18 protein-coding genes and 1 tRNA gene are annotated in these 19,825 nt (G+C 52.9%); 16 read left to right on the forward strand and 3 right to left on the reverse strand.

Annotated features, from left to right (window positions below; all coding sequences use genetic code 11):
* Positions 1–170 precede the first annotated feature (170 nt).
* The 8 genes from ACJBF3_RS22540 (at position 171) to dinB (ending at position 7,375) form a co-directional block, all read left to right on the forward strand.
* On the forward strand, positions 171–1,514 hold the full coding sequence (locus tag ACJBF3_RS22540) for a Na(+)-translocating NADH-quinone reductase subunit A (RefSeq protein WP_045330394.1): 1,344 nt from the start codon (positions 171–173) through the stop codon (positions 1,512–1,514).
* Between the two features lie 2 nt (positions 1,515–1,516).
* Positions 1,517–2,752 carry an NADH:ubiquinone reductase (Na(+)-transporting) subunit B gene (locus ACJBF3_RS22545; RefSeq protein WP_045330392.1) on the forward strand — a complete coding sequence of 412 codons (1,236 nt, stop codon included), beginning with the start codon at positions 1,517–1,519 and terminating at the stop codon, positions 2,750–2,752.
* Complete coding sequence (locus ACJBF3_RS22550) at positions 2,745–3,539, forward strand: Na(+)-translocating NADH-quinone reductase subunit C (RefSeq protein ID WP_045330390.1); 795 nt, start codon at positions 2,745–2,747, stop codon at positions 3,537–3,539. The genes ACJBF3_RS22545 and ACJBF3_RS22550 overlap by 8 nt, the downstream gene beginning before the upstream one ends.
* Positions 3,532–4,170: an NADH:ubiquinone reductase (Na(+)-transporting) subunit D gene (locus tag ACJBF3_RS22555; protein ID WP_045330387.1), complete on the forward strand. Its 639-nt coding sequence runs from the start codon at positions 3,532–3,534 to the stop codon at positions 4,168–4,170. Before ACJBF3_RS22550 ends, ACJBF3_RS22555 begins: the two co-directional genes overlap by 8 nt.
* Before the next feature lie 6 nt (positions 4,171–4,176).
* Positions 4,177–4,773 carry an NADH:ubiquinone reductase (Na(+)-transporting) subunit E gene (gene nqrE, locus ACJBF3_RS22560; RefSeq protein WP_008500255.1) on the forward strand — a complete coding sequence of 199 codons (597 nt, stop codon included), beginning with the start codon at positions 4,177–4,179 and terminating at the stop codon, positions 4,771–4,773.
* Positions 4,774–4,783: 10 nt separating this feature from the next.
* Positions 4,784–6,007, forward strand: coding sequence for an NADH:ubiquinone reductase (Na(+)-transporting) subunit F (gene nqrF, locus ACJBF3_RS22565; RefSeq protein WP_045330384.1), 1,224 nt, complete (start codon positions 4,784–4,786; stop codon positions 6,005–6,007).
* Positions 6,008–6,009: 2 nt separating this feature from the next.
* Complete coding sequence (gene nqrM, locus ACJBF3_RS22570) at positions 6,010–6,210, forward strand: (Na+)-NQR maturation NqrM (protein ID WP_045330381.1); 201 nt, start codon at positions 6,010–6,012, stop codon at positions 6,208–6,210.
* 106 nt (positions 6,211–6,316) lie between these two features.
* On the forward strand, positions 6,317–7,375 hold the full coding sequence (gene dinB, locus ACJBF3_RS22575; RefSeq protein WP_045330379.1) for a DNA polymerase IV: 1,059 nt from the start codon (positions 6,317–6,319) through the stop codon (positions 7,373–7,375).
* A 55-nt stretch (positions 7,376–7,430) separates the two neighbouring features.
* Here dinB and pepD read toward each other — a convergent pair whose 3' ends face one another.
* Entirely contained in the window at positions 7,431–8,888 is a 1,458-nt protein-coding gene (gene pepD, locus ACJBF3_RS22580; RefSeq protein ID WP_045330373.1) for a cytosol nonspecific dipeptidase, read from the reverse strand.
* A gap of 260 nt (positions 8,889–9,148) precedes the next feature.
* Here pepD and gpt point away from each other — a divergent pair, with 260 nt between their 5' ends.
* From gpt to crl, 3 genes are all read left to right on the forward strand, one after another.
* Entirely contained in the window at positions 9,149–9,607 is a 459-nt protein-coding gene (gpt, locus tag ACJBF3_RS22585; RefSeq protein ID WP_003863205.1) for a xanthine phosphoribosyltransferase, read from the forward strand.
* A 104-nt stretch (positions 9,608–9,711) separates the two neighbouring features.
* Positions 9,712–10,956, forward strand: a complete 1,245-nt coding sequence (gene frsA / locus ACJBF3_RS22590) for an esterase FrsA (RefSeq protein WP_045330371.1) — start codon at positions 9,712–9,714, stop codon at positions 10,954–10,956.
* Positions 10,957–11,013: 57 nt separating this feature from the next.
* The gene (gene crl, locus ACJBF3_RS22595) at positions 11,014–11,415 is read left to right on the forward strand and encodes a sigma factor-binding protein Crl (RefSeq protein WP_045330370.1); all 402 of its coding nucleotides are present in this window, start codon (positions 11,014–11,016) and stop codon (positions 11,413–11,415) included.
* A gap of 135 nt (positions 11,416–11,550) precedes the next feature.
* On the opposite strand, the gene phoE is transcribed toward crl, so the two are convergent.
* Positions 11,551–12,603 carry a phosphoporin PhoE gene (phoE, locus tag ACJBF3_RS22600; RefSeq protein ID WP_045330369.1) on the reverse strand — a complete coding sequence of 351 codons (1,053 nt, stop codon included), beginning with the start codon at positions 12,601–12,603 and terminating at the stop codon, positions 11,551–11,553.
* A 304-nt stretch (positions 12,604–12,907) separates the two neighbouring features.
* On the opposite strand from phoE, the gene proB reads away from it, so the two are divergent.
* The 5 genes from proB (at position 12,908) to ACJBF3_RS22625 (ending at position 17,741) form a co-directional block, all read left to right on the forward strand.
* Complete coding sequence (gene proB / locus ACJBF3_RS22605) at positions 12,908–14,011, forward strand: glutamate 5-kinase (RefSeq protein WP_008501877.1); 1,104 nt, start codon at positions 12,908–12,910, stop codon at positions 14,009–14,011.
* Positions 14,012–14,022: 11 nt separating this feature from the next.
* Positions 14,023–15,276, forward strand: a complete 1,254-nt coding sequence (gene proA, locus ACJBF3_RS22610; RefSeq protein ID WP_045330368.1) for a glutamate-5-semialdehyde dehydrogenase — start codon at positions 14,023–14,025, stop codon at positions 15,274–15,276.
* Positions 15,277–15,387: 111 nt separating this feature from the next.
* Positions 15,388–15,463: transfer RNA gene (locus ACJBF3_RS22615), tRNA-Thr, on the forward strand.
* Positions 15,464–15,626: 163 nt separating this feature from the next.
* Complete coding sequence (locus tag ACJBF3_RS22620) at positions 15,627–16,796, forward strand: phage integrase central domain-containing protein (RefSeq protein ID WP_063924022.1); 1,170 nt, start codon at positions 15,627–15,629, stop codon at positions 16,794–16,796.
* A gap of 162 nt (positions 16,797–16,958) precedes the next feature.
* Positions 16,959–17,741 (forward strand): hypothetical protein, encoded by a 783-nt coding sequence (locus ACJBF3_RS22625; RefSeq protein ID WP_406545282.1) that lies wholly within the window; start codon positions 16,959–16,961, stop codon positions 17,739–17,741.
* A 159-nt stretch (positions 17,742–17,900) separates the two neighbouring features.
* On the opposite strand, the gene ACJBF3_RS22630 is transcribed toward ACJBF3_RS22625, so the two are convergent.
* Positions 17,901–19,271, reverse strand: coding sequence for a hypothetical protein (locus tag ACJBF3_RS22630; protein ID WP_063924026.1), 1,371 nt, complete (start codon positions 19,269–19,271; stop codon positions 17,901–17,903).
* Between the last annotated feature and the right edge of the window lie 554 nt (positions 19,272–19,825).

Consider the following 19,825-nt stretch of genomic DNA (forward strand, 5'->3'; position numbering starts at 1 on the left):
TTTACAAATTAGTTTTACTTTATAAACCATCAAAATCGCGATGGCGCCAGGAACTTTGCGCATTAGCTCGCAATTTGGCGCGCGCGACGGCGGATTCCCTGCCCGCGAGAAGGGGAAAATGTTACACTTCGCGGCCACTGGATTGTTGTTCATGGAAACCTGCTAACCACATGTTTAAAATCAAAAAAGGACTTGATCTGCCGATTGCAGGCGTGCCCGTGCAGCACGTTTCGACAGGCGCGAATGTCCGTCATGTCGCCATTCTGGGCGAGGACTACCTGGGTATGCGTCCTTCAATGCTGGTACAGGAGGGCGAACGCGTTATCAAAGGGCAGGCGCTCTTTGAGGATAAAAAAAATCCCGGCGTGATGTTCACGGCCCCCGCGAGCGGCACCGTTGTGGCCATCAACCGTGGCGCACGGCGCGTTCTGCAGTCGGTGGTTATCCGCATTGAGGGCGATGAACACCGTGAGTTCGCCTATTACGATGCCGCAGACCTCGCGTCGCTGAGCCGTGATGCTGTTCAGGCTCAGCTGCTGGCCTCCGGCTTATGGACCGCGCTTCGTACGCGACCCTTCAGCAAATCCCCCGTTCCGGGCACGCAACCGGCCGCGATTTTCGTTACGGCAATCGACACCAACCCGCTCAGCGTGGATCCGCAGCCGGTTATCCTGGCGCAGCGCAAAGCCTTTGATGCCGGGCTTACCGTTCTAACCCGTCTGACGCCGGGAAAAGTCCACGTTTGCCAGGCCGGCGGCGGCAAGCTCGGCGGTCATCCGCAGGGGCAGGTCACGTTTAATGAATTTTCGGGCCCGCATCCGGCGGGGCTGGTCGGTACGCACATCCATTTCCTTGAGCCCGTAAGCCTGACGAAACAGGTCTGGCATCTGAATTATCAGGACGTCATCGCCATCGGGAAACTCTTCACCACCGGTGAGCTGGACGCGGAACGCGTCATCGCCATCGGCGGGCCGCAGGCGGTAAACCCGCGCCTGGTGAAGACGCTGCTGGGCGCAGACATCAATGAGCTGCTGGTGGGGGAGACGAAAGCAGGTGAAAACCGCCTGATTTCCGGTTCGGTGCTTAGCGGCCGCCATGCTGTCCAGGCGCACGCGTACCTGGGACGTTTCCATTTGCAGGTCAGCGTTGTGCAGGAAGGGCGTGAGAAAGAGCTGTTTGGCTGGGTTCTGCCTGGCGCAGAGAAATATTCCGTCACCCGCACCACGCTGGGCCACTTCCTGCGTCATAAGCTCTTTAACTTCTCCACCAGCACGCACGGCGGCGAGCGCGCCATGGTCCCAATTGGCAACTACGAGCGCGTGATGCCGCTGGACATTCTGCCCACCGTGCTGCTGCGCGATCTCCTTGCCGGCGATACCGACGGCGCGCAGGCGCTGGGCTGTCTCGAACTGGACGAAGAAGATTTGGCGCTCTGTACCTATGTGTGTCCAGGTAAATACGAATATGGACCCGTATTGCGCGAGGTGTTAACCCGCATTGAGCAGGAAGGATAACGATGGGCTTAAAACACCTCTTTGAAAAAATTGAGCCGCACTTTACCGAAGGGAAGCTCAAAAAGTACTACCCGCTGTATGAAGCAACGGCGACCATTTTCTACACGCCCGGGCTGGTAACGAAAGGGGCGGCGCACGTTCGTGACGCCATCGACCTTAAGCGGATGATGATCCTGGTGTGGTTTGCGGTCTTCCCGGCCATGTTCTGGGGCATGTACAACGTCGGCCTGCAGACCATTCCGGCGCTGCACCACATGTACGATGCCCAGCAGCTGGCGCAGGTCATTCAGGCTGACTGGCACTACCGTCTGGCCCAGTCCTTGGGGGTAAGCTTCGCTGCAGATGCGGGCTGGATCAGCATGATGACGCTGGGCGCGGTGTTCTTCCTGCCGATTTACCTCACGGTATTTATCGTGGGTGGCTTCTGGGAAGTGCTGTTCGCCATCATCCGTAAACACGAGATCAACGAAGGCTTCTTCGTGACCTCGATTCTGTTTGCCCTGATTGTCCCCCCGACGCTGCCGCTCTGGCAGGCGGCGCTGGGCATCAGTTTCGGCGTGGTGATGGCCAAAGAGATCTTCGGCGGCACCGGGCGGAACTTCCTCAACCCGGCGCTGGCGGGACGCGCGTTTCTGTTCTTTGCCTATCCGGCGCAAATCTCGGGCGACCTGGTCTGGACGGCGGCAGACGGTTTTTCCGGCGCGACGCCGCTTTCACAGTGGGCGGCACGCGGCGGCGAAACGCTGGTGAACAACGCAACGGGTCAGCCAGTTACCTGGTTTGATGCCTTTATTGGCAACATACCGGGCTCCATCGGGGAAGTCTCGACTCTTATGATTTTGCTGGGCGGCGCGATCATTCTTTTCGGTCGCGTGGCCTCCTGGCGGATTGTGGCGGGCGTGATGATCGGCATGGTGTTGACCGCCACCCTGTTTAACCTCATCGGTTCCACCACCAACCCGATGTTCTCCATGCCGTGGTACTGGCATCTGGTGCTGGGTGGCTTCGCGTTCGGCATGATGTTCATGGCAACGGACCCCGTCTCGGCCTCGTTTACCGACAAAGGTAAATGGAGCTATGGCGTGCTCATTGGCGCGATGTGTGTCCTCATCCGCGTGGTCAACCCGGCGTACCCGGAAGGGATGATGCTGGCCATTCTGTTTGCCAACCTGTTTGCGCCACTCTTCGATTACCTGGTGGTGCGGGCCAATATCAAGCGGAGGAAGGCGCGTGGCTGAGGTTAAAAATAACGACAGCATCAGCAAAACGCTGCTGGTGGTGCTGGTGCTCTGTCTGGTCTGTTCGATAGTCGTGGCCGGTTCTGCGGTGGGGTTAAAACCCCTGCAGCAGAAGCAGCGTGCGCTGGATAAACAGCGCAACATCCTGGCCGTCGCCGGGCTGATGCAGGACGGGATGAGCGCGGACGACGTTTCGGCCGTCTTTGCCGAACGTATTTCGGCGCGTCTGGTGGATTTAAAAACGGGTGAACTGCTGGATAAAGACCCGGCAACATTCAACCAGGCGCTGGCGCTGAAAGATCCGCAGATGAGCCTGACGCTGGAGGCATCTCACGATCCCGCCGGGATTAAGCGTCGCAGCAACCTTGCCGAAATCTATCTGGTTCGCGATGCTCAAAAACGTATTCAGAAAGTGGTGTTGCCGATTTACGGTAACGGGCTGTGGTCAATGATGTACGCCTTTGTGGCGCTGGACACCGATGGCCGCACGGTTAAAGGCATCACCTATTACGATCAGGGCGAAACGCCGGGGCTGGGTGGCGAAGTAGAAAACCCTAACTGGCGGGCACAGTTCGTCGGCAAGAAAGTGCTCGACGATAGCGGCCAGCCTGCGCTGAAGGTGATGAAAGGGGCGGCTCGTCCGGGCGACGACTACGCCGTTGACGGGCTTTCCGGCGCCACGCTGACATCAAACGGCGTGCAGCACAGTTTTGATTTCTGGATGGGCGAGCTGGGCTTTGGTCCTTTCCTGAAAAACGTACGTGAAGGAGCGCTGAACAATGGCTGATACCGGTGAACTAAAAGAAGTTAAAAAGGTGCTCATTGGCCCACTGTTAGCCAATAACCCGATCACGCTCCAGGTGCTGGGCGTCTGTTCGGCCCTGGCGGTGACAACCAAGCTGGAAACGGCGGTGGTAATGACGCTGGCGGTCACGCTGGTCACGGCGTTCTCCAGCATGTTTATCTCGATGATCCGCCACCACATCCCCAACAGCGTGAGGATCATCGTTCAGATGGCGATCATCGCCTCGCTGGTGATCGTAGTCGATCAGCTGCTGCGCGCTTTTGCCTACGAAACATCAAAACAGCTTTCGGTGTTTGTCGGCCTGATTATTACCAACTGTATCGTGATGGGCCGCGCAGAAGCCTACGCCATGAAAATGCCGCCGCTGGCGAGCTTCATGGACGGTATCGGCAACGGCCTGGGCTACGGCGCGATCCTGCTGACCGTGGGGTTCCTGCGCGAGCTGATCGGCAGCGGCAAGCTGTTTGGCATCACGGTCCTGGACACCGTGCAAAACGGCGGCTGGTATCTGCCAAACGGCCTGTTCCTGCTGGCCCCTAGCGCATTTTTCATTATCGGTTTGCTGATCTGGCTGATTCGTACGTTGAGACCAGAACAGCAGGAAAAGGAGTAACCGACGATGGCTCATTACCTGAGTTTGTTTGTGCGCGCGGTGTTTGTTGAAAACATGGCGCTCGCGTTTTTCCTCGGCATGTGTACGTTCCTTGCGGTTTCCAAAAAAGTGTCGACGGCGTTTGGTCTGGGTATTGCGGTTACCGTGGTGCTCGGCTTATCCGTACCGATTAACAATCTGGTCTACAACTTTGTGCTGCGGGACGGCGCGCTGGTGGAAGGGGTCGATCTCAGCTTCCTGAACTTCATCACCTTTATCGGGGTGATTGCAGCGCTGGTGCAAATCCTCGAGATGATCCTCGATAAGTACTTCCCGTCGCTGTACAACGCGCTGGGGATCTTCCTGCCGCTGATCGCCGTAAACTGCGCCATCTTTGGCGGCGTCTCGTTTATGGTTCAGCGTGATTACAACTTCAGTGAATCCGTGGTGTACGGTTTCGGCTCCGGCATCGGCTGGATGCTGGCGATTGTCACCATGGCGGGGATCCGCGAGAAAATGAAATATGCCAACGTGCCTGCGGGTTTGCGTGGCTTAGGGATCACCTTTATCACCACCGGTCTGATGGCGCTGGGCTTTATGTCCTTCTCCGGTGTGCAGCTATAAGGGCTAACAGATGGAAATAATCCTTGGCGTGGTGATGTTCACGCTGATTGTACTGGTGCTGTCAGGGTTGATTCTGGCGGCGCGGGCGAAGCTGGTGAATTCCGGCGACGTGGTGATTGATATTAACGACGATCCGCAGAATCAGATCCGCACGCCTGCGGGAGATAAGCTGCTCAACACGCTCTCCGGTAACGGCATTTTTGTCTCCTCAGCCTGCGGCGGCGGCGGTTCCTGCGGACAGTGCCGCGTGACGGTAAAAGAGGGCGGCGGCGATATTCTGCCGACGGAACTGTCGCATATCTCGAAGCGTGAAGCGAAAGAGGGTTGCCGTCTGGCCTGCCAGGTCGCGGTGCGCCAGAACATGAAGATTGAGCTGCCGGAAGAGATCTTCGGCGTGAAAAAATGGGAGTGCGAGGTTATCTCTAACGATAACAAGGCCACCTTTATCAAAGAGCTCAAGCTGCGGGTACCGGAAGGGGAAGATGTGCCGTTCCGCGCCGGGGGATACATTCAGATTGAGTGTCCTGAGCATACCGTGGCCTATGCGGACTTCGACGTGCCGGACGAGTACCGCGCCGACTGGGACAAATTTAATCTCTTCCGCTTTGTCTCTGAGGTAAAAGAGCCGACGCTGCGCGCCTACTCGATGGCCAACTACCCGGAAGAGAAGGGCATTATCATGCTCAACGTGCGTATTGCCACGCCGCCGCCAAACGTGCCGGATGCGCCGCCGGGCGTGATGTCGTCATACATCTGGTCCCTGAAGCCTGGCGATAAGGTGACCATCTCCGGTCCGTTCGGCGAGTTCTTCGCGAAAGATACCGACGCGGAAATGGTCTTTATCGGCGGCGGTGCCGGTATGGCCCCGATGCGATCGCACATCTTTGACCAGCTCAAGCGTCTCGGCAGCAAGCGCAAAATCAGCTTCTGGTACGGGGCGCGTTCCCTGCGCGAGATGTTCTATGATGATGAGTTCGAACAGCTGGCGCGAGATAATCCGAACTTTACTTTCCACGTGGCGCTTTCCGATCCGCAGCCGGAAGATAACTGGACGGGCTACACGGGGTTCATCCACAACGTGCTGTATGAAAACTACCTCAAGCAGCACCCGGCGCCGGAAGACTGCGAGTTCTATATGTGTGGTCCACCGATGATGAACGCCGCCGTGATCAAGATGCTGAAAGACCTGGGCGTCGAAGATGAGAACATCATGCTTGATGACTTTGGAGGCTGATAATGCTGACGTTTCTGGCAACCTTCGTGGTTTTTGTGCTTGTCATCTTCGGTATGTCGTTAGGCTGGATCGTTAAGCGGAAAAGCATTCAGGGCAGCTGCGGCGGTATTTCCTCCCTTGGGATGGAAAAGGTCTGCGACTGCCCTGAGCCGTGCGATGCGCGGAAAAAAAGAATGGCGCGCGATAAACAACGCATTATTTAGTCTTCAGGTCGGGTAAGGCAAAGCCGCCACCCGACAATTCCCATGCACACTTCTCAACCCTCATTTACTTACTGTATACTTATCCAGTAATGAGTGAGGGCTTACTATGCGCAAAATAATCCATGTCGATATGGACTGCTTTTTTGCCGCAGTGGAGATGCGAGACAACCCGGCGCTGCGGGATATTCCCATCGCCATTGGCGGCAGCCGCGTTCAGCGTGGCGTCATCAGCACCGCCAACTATCCTGCGCGCAAATTTGGCGTGCGCAGCGCGATGCCGACGGCGATGGCCCTAAAGCTTTGCCCTCATCTCACGCTTCTGCCCGGCCGGTTTGAAGCCTACAAGGAGGCTTCTCTTCATATTCGGGAAATCTTCTCCCGCTATACCTCTCTGATTGAGCCGCTGTCGCTGGACGAAGCCTATCTGGATGTGACCGACAGCGTGCACTGCCACGGCTCCGCCACGCTGATGGCGCAGGAGATCCGCCAGACAATTTTCAACGAGCTAAATCTGACGGCATCGGCGGGTGTCGCCCCCGTTAAATTCCTTGCCAAAATCGCCTCCGATTTAAATAAGCCCAACGGTCAGTACGTCATCACCCCGGAAGAGGTGCCCGCATTTTTAAAAACGCTGCCGCTCGGCAAAATCCCCGGCGTCGGGAAAGTCTCCGCCGCAAAGCTGGAAAGCATGGGGTTACGCACCTGCGAAGACGTGCAGCGAAGCGACCTTGCCATGCTGCTCAAGCGTTTTGGTAAGTTTGGCCGCGTGCTGTGGGAGCGCAGCCAGGGGATTGACGATCGCGACGTAAACAGCGAACGGCTGCGGAAATCCGTGGGGGTTGAGCGCACCCTCATTGAAGATATTCATGACTGGTCCGAATGCGAAACCATTATCACGGAACAGCTTTACCCGGAGCTGGAGCGACGCTTAAGCAAGGTAAAGCCGGACCTGCTCATTGCTCGTCAGGGCATCAAGCTTAAATTCAACGACTTCCAGCAGACCACGCAGGAACACGTCTGGCCGCGTCTGAACAAAGACGATCTTGTCGCGACGGCGAAAAAAGCATGGGAAGAACGCCGGGGCGGGCGAGGGGTGAGGCTGGTGGGGTTGCACGTCACGCTGCTGGATCCGCAGCTGGAACGTCAGCTGGTATTAGGGTTGTAGAGTGTTGTAATCGTAGGCCCGGTAAGCGAAGCGCCACCGGGCATCAAACGGCGAATTACTTCGCAGGAATCGCTTTAAGCAGTTCAGTCAACAGGGTCCAGTAATGGCCCACGCTTTCGATATGAACCTGCTCATCCGGCGAGTGCGGACCGGTAATGGTTGGCCCGATAGACACCATATCCATATCCGGATACGGTTTCTTGAACAGACCGCATTCCAGACCCGCGTGGATCACCTGAATGTTCGGCGTGCTGTTGAACAGACGCTGGTAGGTTTCGCGCACCAGCGCCATCACCGGAGAACTTGCATCCGGCTGCCAGCCCGGGTAGCTGCCTTTGGCGGAGGTTTTCGCGCCGGCCAGCGCGCCCAGAGATTCCAGCATGCTCACCACGTACTCTTTACCGCTGTCGATAAGGGAGCGGATCAGGCAGATGATTTCCGCGCTGTCGTCGCTCATGGTCACCACGCCCACGTTCAGGGAGGTTTCCACCACGCCTTTCGCCACGTCTGAGTTGCGGATCACGCCGTTTGGCGTCGCGTTCAGCAGCTGAACGAAGGTGTCACGAGACTGCTCGGTCAGCGCGGCTTTATCCGTGGAGACGGATTCCAGCACCACGATCAGGTTCTTCTCTTTCGCCGACAGTTCGTTTTTCAGGATATCCAAGTACACGCTGGAGAGTTTTTTCAGCTCGTCGGCTTTTGCCGCCGGTACTGCCACAGTGGCGAAGGCTTCGCGCGGGATCGCGTTGCGCAGGGTACCGCCGTTGAAGTCCACCAGACGCAGGTCCAGCTCGGCCGCATGGCCTGCCAGGAAGCGCGCCAGCAGCTTGTTGGCGTTGCCCAGACCCAGGTGAATATCGCCGCCGGAGTGGCCGCCTTTCAGCCCTTTCAGCGTCAGATTGAAGGTCTGGAAGCCCGCAGGAATCGCTTCGCGTGACAGCGGCAGGGTAGAGATGAAATCAATCCCGCCCGCGCAGCCCATGTAGATCTCACCTTCTTCTTCAGAGTCGGTGTTGATCAGGATATCCGCCTGCAGCCAGTTCGCCTGCAGACCGAACGCGCCGTCCATGCCCGCTTCTTCGGTCATGGTCAGCAGCACTTCCAGTGGACCGTGCTCAACGCTGTCGTCGGCCAGCACCGCCAGCGCAGAGGCCATGCCGATGCCGTTATCCGCGCCCAGGGTGGTGCCGCGCGCTTTCACCCAGTCACCGTCGATGTAGGGTTGAATCGGGTCTTTAGTGAAGTCGTGAACGGTGTCGTTGTTCTTCTGTGGCACCATGTCCAGGTGCGCCTGCAGCACAACCGGCTTGCGGTTTTCCATTCCAGCGGTAGCGGGCTTGCGGATCAGAATGTTGCCAACCTGGTCGCGTTCCGCGTGCAGGCCTTTTTCCTTCGCCCAACCCATAATATGTTCGGCAAGCTGTTCTTCATGGTAGGAAGGGTGTGGAATGGAGCAGATTTTGGCAAAAATATCCCACAGCGGCTGCGGAGATAATTGAGACAGTTCAGACACGATAAGTCTCCTTGTCGAGGCGCTGCAAATAGGGTTGCAGGCCACAGGGTTAGCAGGTTAATAGTTACCACAAGTCAGGCTTGCGAGATGAATCTGAGAATACCACTTTCTCTGCTGGCTGGTAGCATAAAGCATGTAAAAACTGAGGCAGAAGGCGCTAAACACTGGTTTTTAGTGCGTCAGATCTCTATAATCTCGCGCAACCTATTTCCCCCTCGAACACTTTTTAAGCCGTATAAAAACAGGCTGGGACACTTCACATGAGCGAAAAATACGTCGTCACCTGGGACATGTTGCAGATTCACGCACGCAAACTGGCTGCGCGTCTGATGCCTTCCGAACAGTGGAAAGGCATTATTGCCGTCAGCCGTGGCGGTCTGGTACCGGGGGCGCTGCTGGCACGTGAGCTGGGTATTCGTCATGTCGATACCGTTTGCATCTCCAGCTATGACCACGACAACCAGCGTGAGCTGAAAGTGCTGAAACGCGCGGAAGGCGACGGTGAAGGCTTTATCGTTATCGACGATCTGGTGGACACCGGCGGTACCGCGGTCGCTATCCGCGAAATGTATCCGAAAGCACATTTCGTCACGATCTTCGCGAAGCCTGCTGGCCGCCCGCTGGTTGACGATTACGTCATTGATATCCCGCAGGATACCTGGATTGAACAGCCATGGGATATGGGCGTGGTCTTCGTACCGCCTATTTCAGGCCGTTAATACCCGTACGTATCTTTACACGCCCGGCTCTGTCGGGCGTTGTTCTTTTTGGCCTGCCACGCGTTACAATAGTCTCCAAATGACGTATTCATGGAGGCAACGCAATGACGCAGGCGAATCTCACCGAGACTCTCTTCAAACCCCGTTTCAAACACCCTGAAACGTCGACGCTGGTGCGTCGCTTTAATCCGGGTATCCAGCCTGCCGTCCAGTCCGCGTTAGACGGCAAAAACGTGCCCCACTGGTATCGCATGATTAACCGCCTGATGTGGATCTGGCGCGGTATCGATCCCCGTGAAATCCTTGACGTGCAGGCGCGTATCGTAATGAGTGAAGCCGAACGTACCGACAGCGAACTCTACGATACGGTGGTGGGCTACCGCGGCGGAAACTGGATCTACGAGTGGTCTAAGCAGGCGATGCTCTGGCAGCAAAAAGCCAGCCAGGAAGAGGATGCCACGCGCAGCGGCAAGCACTGGCTGCACGCCGCTAACCTCTACGGCATTGCCGCGTACCCGCATTTAAAAGGGGACGAACTGGCTGAGCAGGCTCAGGCGCTGGCGAATCGTGCCTACGAAGAGGCGGCTCAACGCCTGCCTGGCCAGATGCGCGAGCTTGAGTTTACCATTCCGGGTGGGGCATCCGTTACCGGGTTCCTGCATATGCCCGAAGGTGAAGGTCCGTTCCCGACCGTCCTTATGTGCGGCGGGCTGGATTCGCTGCAAATCGATTATTACAGCCTGTATGAGCGCTACTTCGCACCAAAAGGGATCGCGATGCTGACGCTGGATATGCCCTCAATCGGCTTCTCCTCCAAATGGAAGCTCACTCAGGATTCCAGCCTGCTGCACCAGCATGCGCTAAAAGCGCTGGAAAACATTCCGTGGGTTGACCACACCCGCGTGGCGGCATTTGGCTTCCGCTTTGGCGCAAACGTCGCGGTGCGTCTGGCCTACCTTGAATCATCTCGCCTGAAAGCCGTCGCCTGCCTGGGGCCGGTAGTTCACGCCCTGTTAAGCGATCCCGCACGCCAGGGAAGCGTCCCTGAAATGTACCTTGACGTGCTGGCCAGCCGTCTTGGCATGCATGATGCATCAGACGAAGCGCTGCGCGTTGAGCTCAACCGCTACTCATTAAAAACGCAGGGGTTACTGGGGCGTCGCTGCCCAACGCCGATGCTGTCCGGTTTCTGGAAAAACGATCCGTTCAGTCCGGAAGAGGAGTCGCGCTTAATCACTTCGTCATCTGCCGATGGCAAATTGCTTGAAGTGCCGTTCAGCCCGGTCTATCAGAATTTCGACAAAGCGCTGAAAGAAATTACGCGCTGGATCGCCCAGAGAGTGTGTTAATAGATTGCTAAATTTCGCTGGTTTGGTAAAACAGTGGCTTCACAAAAGGAGATCGCAATGACGTTACCGAGTGGACACCCGAAAAGTAGGCTGATTAAGAAGTTTATGGCTCTCGGCCCGTATATTCGAGAAGAGCAGTGTGAAGAGAATCGCTTTTTTTTCGACTGCCTGGCCGTATGCGTCAACGTGAAGCCTGCACCCGAAAAACGTGAATTCTGGGGCTGGTGGATGGAAATGGAAGCAGAGGAAAAACGCTTTACGTATAGCTACCAGTTTGGTCTGTTTAATAAAGACGGCAACTGGCAGGCCACGACTATTAAAGATCAGGAAGTGATTGACCGCCTGGAATATACGCTAAAAGAGTTCCACGCTAAGGCAAGCGCGCTGCTGGCAACCCTGGATCTCAAGTTCGAGCCCGCGGATGATTTTTCCAGCGAAGCGGTGAAGCTGACTGCCTGATGGCATCATAGCACCGGGTGGCGGCTTTGCCTTACCCGGCCTATACAATGTACTATCCCGTAGGCCCGGTAAGCGCAGCGCCACCGGGCAAAAAAATCCCGGCACATCTGCCGGGATTTTCTTATTCGGAAAATATTAGAACTGGTAGGTCATACCCAGGGCAACGATGTCATCGCTGCTTACGCCCAGTTTATTTTTATCGTCAATCTGGTTGATTTTATAATCAACAAACGCGGACATATTTTTGTTGAAGTAATAGGTCGCGCCAACGTCAATATATTTCACCAGATCTTCGTCACCAATACCTTCGATATCTTTGCCTTTAGACTGGACGTAGCCCAGGGATGGGCGCAGGCCAAAGTCGAACTGATATTGTGCGACCACTTCAAAGTTCTGTGCTTTATTTGCGAACCCGCCTGAAATTGGCGTCATATTACGGGTTTCAGAATACATTGCAGCCAGGTAAATATCGTTTGCGTCATATTTCAGACCGGTAGCCCAGGCTTCTGCTTTCTGACCCTGTCCACGCGCCAGCAGGTTCTGTGCGTTGGTGCGGTCAGAGCTGGTGTAAGCGCCGCTGACGGCGAAATCGCTGCCGCCGAAGTCATAGGTCAGAGAGGTACCAAAACCGTCACCGTTCTGTTTCTTGGCGTCACGGTTTTCGTTTTTGCCCTGGTACTGCAGCGTCATGTCCAGGCCATCAACCGCGCCGAAGAAGTCGGTATTGCGGTAGGTTGCCAGACCGGTCGCACGCTTGGTCATAAAGTTATCGGTCTGTGCGGAAGAGTCGCCGCCGAACTCAGGGAACATATCGGTCCAGGCTTCGACATCATACAGGGCACCCAGGTTACGACCGTAGTCCAGTGAACCGAAGTTTTTCAGCTTCAGGCCTGCGAACGCCAGACGCGTTTTCTGAGAGGAGTCGCTCTCAGCTTTGTTACCGGCAAATTCAGATTCCCAACGGCCATAGCCCGTCAGCTGATCGTTAATCTGGGTTTCGCCTTTAAAACCGAAACGAACGTACGTCTGGTCACCGTCTTTGGTGGCATCATCACTGATGTAGTGCATGGCTTTCACTTTGCCGTACACGTCCAGTTTATTACCATCTTTATTATAAACTTCAGCTGCGTGAACGGATGCAGAAGCCACTACGCCCATAACCATTAATGCCAGAGTGCTCTTTTTCATTTTCGATCCTGTCTTATAAACGCGCTAAAAAATTCGCTGAACGTTAAGCTCATGCTTAAGTCCCGTGAAAAAACAGGAAGGGTTTTATCGTTCTGAAATGAAACTTTTATGACAAACTAAGAATAATTTTAAAAAACTGTGATTTATTATTTCGGTAATAAAAGTGTCAAATTCTCCCGCTACGCTTCCTGATCCCGCGCAACAAAGTGTTTCGCGATGTGCTAAGGCAGTTGGCAACGGGGCTGACTCCTGTTAAAACGTTCGTTTGACATTACTTTCCCTTATCGTTGAACGGCAGAGAATCATGAGTGACAGCCAGACGCTGGTGGTAAAACTCGGTACCAGTGTGTTAACAGGCGGATCGCGCCGCCTAAATCGCGCCCACATTGTTGAGCTTGTACGTCAGTGCGCTCAATTACATGCCGCAGGGCATCGTATTGTGATTGTGACCTCCGGGGCGATTGCCGCCGGGCGTGAACACCTGGGTTACCCCGAACTCCCCGCGACGATCGCCTCTAAACAGCTGCTGGCCGCCGTGGGGCAAAGCCGCCTTATTCAACTCTGGGAACAGCTGTTCTCTATCTATGGCATCCACGTTGGGCAGATGCTGCTGACGCGTGCCGATATGGAAGACCGCGAGCGCTTCCTGAACGCCCGCGATACCCTGCGCGCGCTGCTGGACAACAATATCGTTCCGGTTATTAACGAGAACGACGCCGTTGCTACCGCTGAAATCAAAGTGGGTGATAACGATAACCTCTCCGCGCTGGCCGCCATTCTGGCCGGAGCGGATAAATTACTGCTTCTGACCGATCAGCAGGGGCTGTTCACCGCCGATCCGCGCTCCAACCCGGAAGCCGAGCTGATTACCGACGTTCACGGCATCGACGATGCGCTGCGCGCCATCGCCGGTGACAGCGTGTCCGGCCTCGGAACGGGCGGCATGGGGACCAAGCTGCAGGCCGCTGACGTGGCATGCCGCGCCGGTATCGACACCATCATCGCAGCGGGCAGCCGCCCTGGCGTGATTGGTGACGTGATGGAAGGCATCTCCGTCGGTACCCGCTTCCACGCGCAGGAATCCCCGCTGGAAAACCGTAAACGCTGGATATTTGGCGCACCGCCTGCGGGCGAGCTGGTCGTGGATGAAGGGGCAACCGCCGCGATTCTGGAACGAGGAAGTTCATTACTTCCTAAAGGAATTAAAAGCGTGACAGGCAACTTCTCCCGTGGTGAAGTGATCCGCATCCGTAACCTCGAAGGCCGCGACATCGCCCACGGCGTCAGCCGCTATAACAGCGATGCCCTGCGCCGCATCGCGGGTCACCATTCGCAGCAAATCGATGCCATTCTGGGCTATGAATATGGCCCGGTTGCCGTACACCGCGATGACATGATTATTCGTTAAGGAGCCAGAACATGCTGGAACAAATGGGCGCTGCCGCGAAGGCTGCCTCTTACAAACTGGCGCTCCTTTCCAGCCGCGAGAAAAACCGCGTGCTGGAAAAAATCGCTGATTATCTGGAATCTCAATCCGCTGAGATCCTGCGAGCCAATGAACAGGATTTAGCTGAGGCGCGTGAAAACGGCCTGAGCGAAGCAATGCTCGACCGCCTGGCGTTGACGCCGGTACGTCTGAAAGGCATCGCCGACGATGTCCGCCAGGTCTGCAACCTGGCCGACCCGGTAGGGCAGGTGATCGACGGCGGGCTGCTCGACAGCGGTTTACGCCTGGAGCGCCGCCGCGTGCCGCTCGGCGTCATCGGCGTGATTTATGAAGCTCGTCCCAACGTGACGGTGGATGTCGCGTCTCTGTGCCTGAAAACCGGCAACGCCGCCATTCTGCGCGGTGGGAAAGAGACCTGGCGCACCAACGCCGCGACGGTCAAAGTCATTCAGCAGGCGCTGAAAGAGTGTGGCTTACCGGCGGGTGCCGTACAGGCGATCGAGAGCCCGGACCGCGCGCTGGTCAACGAAATGCTGCGCATGGACAAATACATCGACATGCTGATCCCACGCGGCGGCGCGGGCCTGCACAAGCTGTGCCGCGAGCAGTCGACGATTCCGGTGATCACCGGCGGTATCGGCGTGTGCCATATCGTGGTGGACGACAGCGCTGAAATTGCACCGGCGCTGAAGATTATTGTGAACGCGAAAACCCAGCGTCCAAGCACCTGTAACACCGTAGAAACGCTGCTGGTGCACCAGGGGATTGCGAACACCTTCCTGCCCGCCCTGAGCAAACAGATGGCAGAGAGCGGCGTGACGCTCCACGCTGATGCCAACGCACTCGCGCTGCTGCAGGATGGTCCGGCAAACGTGGTTCCTGTACAGGCGGAACAGTATGACGACGAGTTCCTGTCGCTGGATCTGAACGTGAAAATCGTGAGCGATCTCGACGACGCCATTGCGCACATCCGTGAACACGGCACGCAGCATTCCGACGCGATTCTGACGCGCACCCTGCGCAATGCCGATCGCTTCGTGAATGAGGTGGACTCCTCGGCGGTGTATGTGAATGCCTCCACCCGCTTCACCGACGGCGGCCAGTTTGGCCTCGGCGCTGAGGTGGCGGTCAGCACGCAGAAACTGCACGCGCGCGGTCCGATGGGGCTGGAAGCGCTGACCACCTACAAGTGGATCGGCTTCGGTGACGATACGATTCGTGCGTAAATAATCACGGGTGATGCAAAAATAGCCGTTTGATTCAAAAGGGCATTGACGCATCACCCGGATAGATCTAACCTTTTGCCCCGTGGTTACACTCGTAACCGGCCTCTCAGGGCCGATATAGCTCAGTTGGTAGAGCAGCGCATTCGTAATGCGAAGGTCGTAGGTTCGACTCCTATTATCGGCACCATCTCAACTTCCTCAAACGTCCGTATTCGTCCATAAATACCCTGATTTATAAAGACTTTACTGCTTTTAAGTCCATCGTCGTCCGTAACCATCCAGTAGAATCCGATACATAATGTGTATAGAATTATGTATATGTTCCTGTTCGGTCTTGGATTCCTATACACATGCCTTTAAACGATATGCAGATTCGCCGTGCTAAGCCTGAAGATAAACCCTATACGCTTGGGGATGGGCAAGGCTTGTCATTGCTTATAGAACCTAATGGAAGCAAGAGCTGGCGGTTCCGTTATCGTTTTGCCGGTAAACCAAAAATGATCTCGCTGGGTGTGTATCCGACGATCACACTTGCAGATGCCCGTTCTCGTCGTGACGATGCCCGAAAGCTGGTCGCCGAAGGAAAGAATCCGAGTGAGGTTCGAAAAGAGCAGAAGATTGCTTTGCAAACCGAGTCTGAAAGCGCGTTCGAAAAGATAGCTACAGAGTGGCACCAGATGAAATCTGCTAAATGGTCGGCTGGATATGCTTCAGACATCATGGAAGCGTTTCAGAACGACATCTTCCCTTATGTAGGGGCAAGACCCATCGGCGAAATTAAACCGCTGGAACTGCTTAATGTGCTGCGTAAAATTGAGAAACGCGGTGCGTTGGAGAAAATGCGCAAAGTGCGGCAGCGTTGCTCGGAAGTTTTTCGTTACGCAATTGCTACGGGCAGGGCAGAGTTTAATCCTGCGGCCGATCTCTCCAGCGCCCTCGAAGTACATCAATCCAATCACTTCCCGTTCCTAAAAGCTGATGAGATACCCGATTTTCTGCGTGCTTTAGATAGCTACACAGGGAGCAGGCTTGTCCAGATAGCTACTAAATTACTGATGATCACGGGTGTTCGAACCATCGAATTACGTGCTGCGTTGTGGTCGGAATTTGATCTGGATAACGCTCTTTGGGAAATTCCTTCTGAAAGGATGAAAATGCGTAAGGCACACCTTGTGCCATTGTCGGCTCAAGCGCTAGATTTACTCAATGAACTCAAGATCATGACAGGGAACTATCGTTATGTTTTTCCAGGACGAAATGATCCTAACAAGCCCATGAGTGAAGCGAGTATAAATCAGGTTATCAAGCGTATAGGCTATGGAGGGAAGGTAACTGGACATGGGTTTAGACATACGTTCTCTACTATTTTGCATGAGCAAGGATTTGAATCAGCCTGGATTGAGATACAGTTAGCACATGTTGATAAAAATAATATACGTGGAACATATAATCATGCTCAATATCTGGAGGGAAGGCGAGCGATGATACAATGGTATTCAAATGTATTAGTTCAGAGTTGAGCCGGAATTTATTGTAGGTAGAACACAGCAAAATATAAAAGTCTAGCGTGAATAAGTAGCGAAAGTTATCAATGTGTGAAATGATATTCTTTATATTTTTGTTGAGTTAAAACGATGATGTCAGATCAATAAGTTATTATTTTTGGAGAACAGAATATGAGGATGGATGCAGGAACTCTCCTAGATTATCTAAATGCAACACTTGAAAATTCTAACGATCACGCAAATGAATACCCTCAATTAATGTATATGGTTCTTCAAATGGATAGGATATTTCATGATGAAATTTTTGACTGTGAATTTAATGTAAACCCTATTGCCGGTTTTCTGGCAATGAATTCCTATACGTTACTGCTGAGCACTGTACGACAGGCACTATCTGGACATCTGGTAACAGTCTTTCCGATTGTTCGTACTGCTCTGGAATCCGCCTGTTATGCTTACCTGATAGCTCATAACGAAGCGATGGGAAAGATTTGGTTAAATAGGCACAAATCTGAGAATGCACTCCAGAAGTGTCGTAAAATGTTTTCCGTAAAGAAAGCTTCAAATGAATTAAAATCGATTTCCCCTGAAATGGCTGAATATGTGATGGCACACTATGAAGCAGCTATCGATTATGGGGCACATCCAAATAAAAAAGCAGTCTTTAGTCACTTGAGTGACATGAGGGAAGTCGATGAAAGGTATCATGGTTTTGAGCTTGTTGGTGTTTATGGGCGAAATAGCTGGCATGTGAACTATGCACTACTTATTTGCACAGAGGTTGGCCAGGCAATTGCATTTCTGCTTGCAGCATGTACCGATAAGCATCCTCTGCTTCATGATCGTTTAGAAGTGTTTACTGAGTGGATTAATGAAAAGAATAGGATGGCTGACGAACTCAATGGCGAGCCAATAAAATACACTGGACCAATGTATTGCTCAGTTATACCACCAGAGTAAAAGTTAGGTTATTACCTTAACCCATTATTAAACACAACTGGATGTTATTAACGCCAGTTCCTGGCACACAGCGGCCGTCAAAATAGGCCTGGCTCTGTGCCAGGCCAAATCAAAGCTGCACAAATAAAGCCATCGTTATAAAATGATGGCCTTTATAATCTAATTGTTTTCTTCCGTTATTGTTTCTTGATGTTCTTTTACTTTCTCATTTCTTTCGTTATTTTTCTTTTGTAATCCAGCTTTTTCGAGCACTGCATCGAATTTTTCACCACCTTGTTCAACCAACTTTTTGAAGTTATCAGATGATAGTATTTCCATCAATGGTGAAGAGTGTGCCGTTTCTTCTACAAACCGAAGTGGTGGCTCTTCTAAACGTGATAAAGCATTACCAAATAATCGTTGCGAGAAATCCTCATCTAACTGTAGTGCTTCTCTTCTATACCCTTCATATGCTTTAGATACCGAGGCCTTAAATTCATAATCCTCGGCTAATCTAAAACGTTGACCTATTTGTTTTGTCGCTAGCCATGCAAACCATAGAGGGGCACCCACACTTAATACTGATAGTATTAATTGTATTACTAATTTTAAACCGGTTGAGTTAGGATCAGCTAAGTATCCCTCTAGCGCGTGTAAGCGAGTATATCCCACAAATGCACCTGATGTTAAAGCTCCAATTAAACCTGCTACCCAAAATTGAATACTACGATTTAATTTCTTGGCTTTATCTTCAAAAGCACCGGCCAAACCTTTGGATGTCGTTGTTCGGAAAGCTTCCTCGCATTTATCAATATAGTTTTGTGCTTGATTTTTAAGGTTTTTAAGGTATTTTTCTGCATCAGAAGTGATGTTTTCACTAAGGTCTTTGATTTTGTTTTTGGTTGTATTTATTTCATTTAATGCAGTTTCTGAAGCATTGAGGTTTTTTTGAATTGAACTTTCATTTTCAAATGAGTTGTCTTTTAGTTTTGAAATTTCTTCATTTGTTTCGCGAAGGGATTTTAAAGTGGTTGGTAGACCCTCAGCAGCATCATAGGCTTCATTGATTGTGTTTATTTTCTCCTGAATACTTCCTGTTTCCTCTGCGATGGAGTTTAGATTAGAGTTATAGAGTTCTAATCTGTTTAGTATTCTTTTTGGTAAAAGTTCCCTATTCGAAAGCACTTCGAATGAAAACAGTTCATTTATTTCATTGCTAATAAATAACATCGATAATAAATAAGATTGAATTGCTGGGCCAGATACATTAGGTTGCCCATGATTCAAATGTTGAAGATTCGGCTGTGCTTGATTTATTGCCTCAATGATTGAATCAATAGAAGCAATGTCATCATTGCTTGGTGTGTATTTTTTTATTTTCCCAACCTTATGTGCAAGCATTTCAGGAAGGTATTTTAAATCCTCGGAATTTAGGAACGGAAATGTATAAGTACCCAGTTCAATTAAATTTTCACGCGGGAATGCTATCTCACTTACAGTTGTGTGCAGATTTGATAACTTCTCATAAAGCTCTGTTAATTTTTCGTGCATCTGACGAATCCCTTTCTTATGTTAAAAAGATACGAGATTACTCTTAAATTATTTTAAAAAAATATCAAGTAGAAGTTTTCATTGTGGCTCCTTACTGCACGCACATAAGTTCGTCCTTGAACTCACCCGCGGCCATCACAACGTTTAACCCGAATATGATATTTCTATATCTGCGAGCAACATTTTCCCGTCACTACTGCCAGCTTTGAGGGGCTGAATTCAAACAGATGGCTTGATGGGGGCGGGCCACTACAGGGCTGATTTACACTTCCTCAGTGCAGCCCGTTTTCCCCTCTGCATTAAATCCTCACAAACTTACGCCCCTCGAGTAGCACTATCTCTCTCCATCATCCCCGCGAATTTGCGAGGCGCAGAGACATGCATAAGCTAGGAAAAATAAATTATTAATTATTGTTCCAGCGCGCAATGCTCTCCCCGCCACGCCTGCCCGCTTAACGGGGCGCTTTTAATGCAGGTGCATGACAGGACTCAGGACGCGCCAGTACTGGCGCGGGAGAGATATTCAGTGGCGTAAAAACTCATGCAAAACCATG

Source organism: Enterobacter sp. PP-008-ECC_S150 (assembly GCF_045257065.1).
Lineage (GTDB): Bacteria > Pseudomonadota > Gammaproteobacteria > Enterobacterales > Enterobacteriaceae > Enterobacter > Enterobacter chengduensis.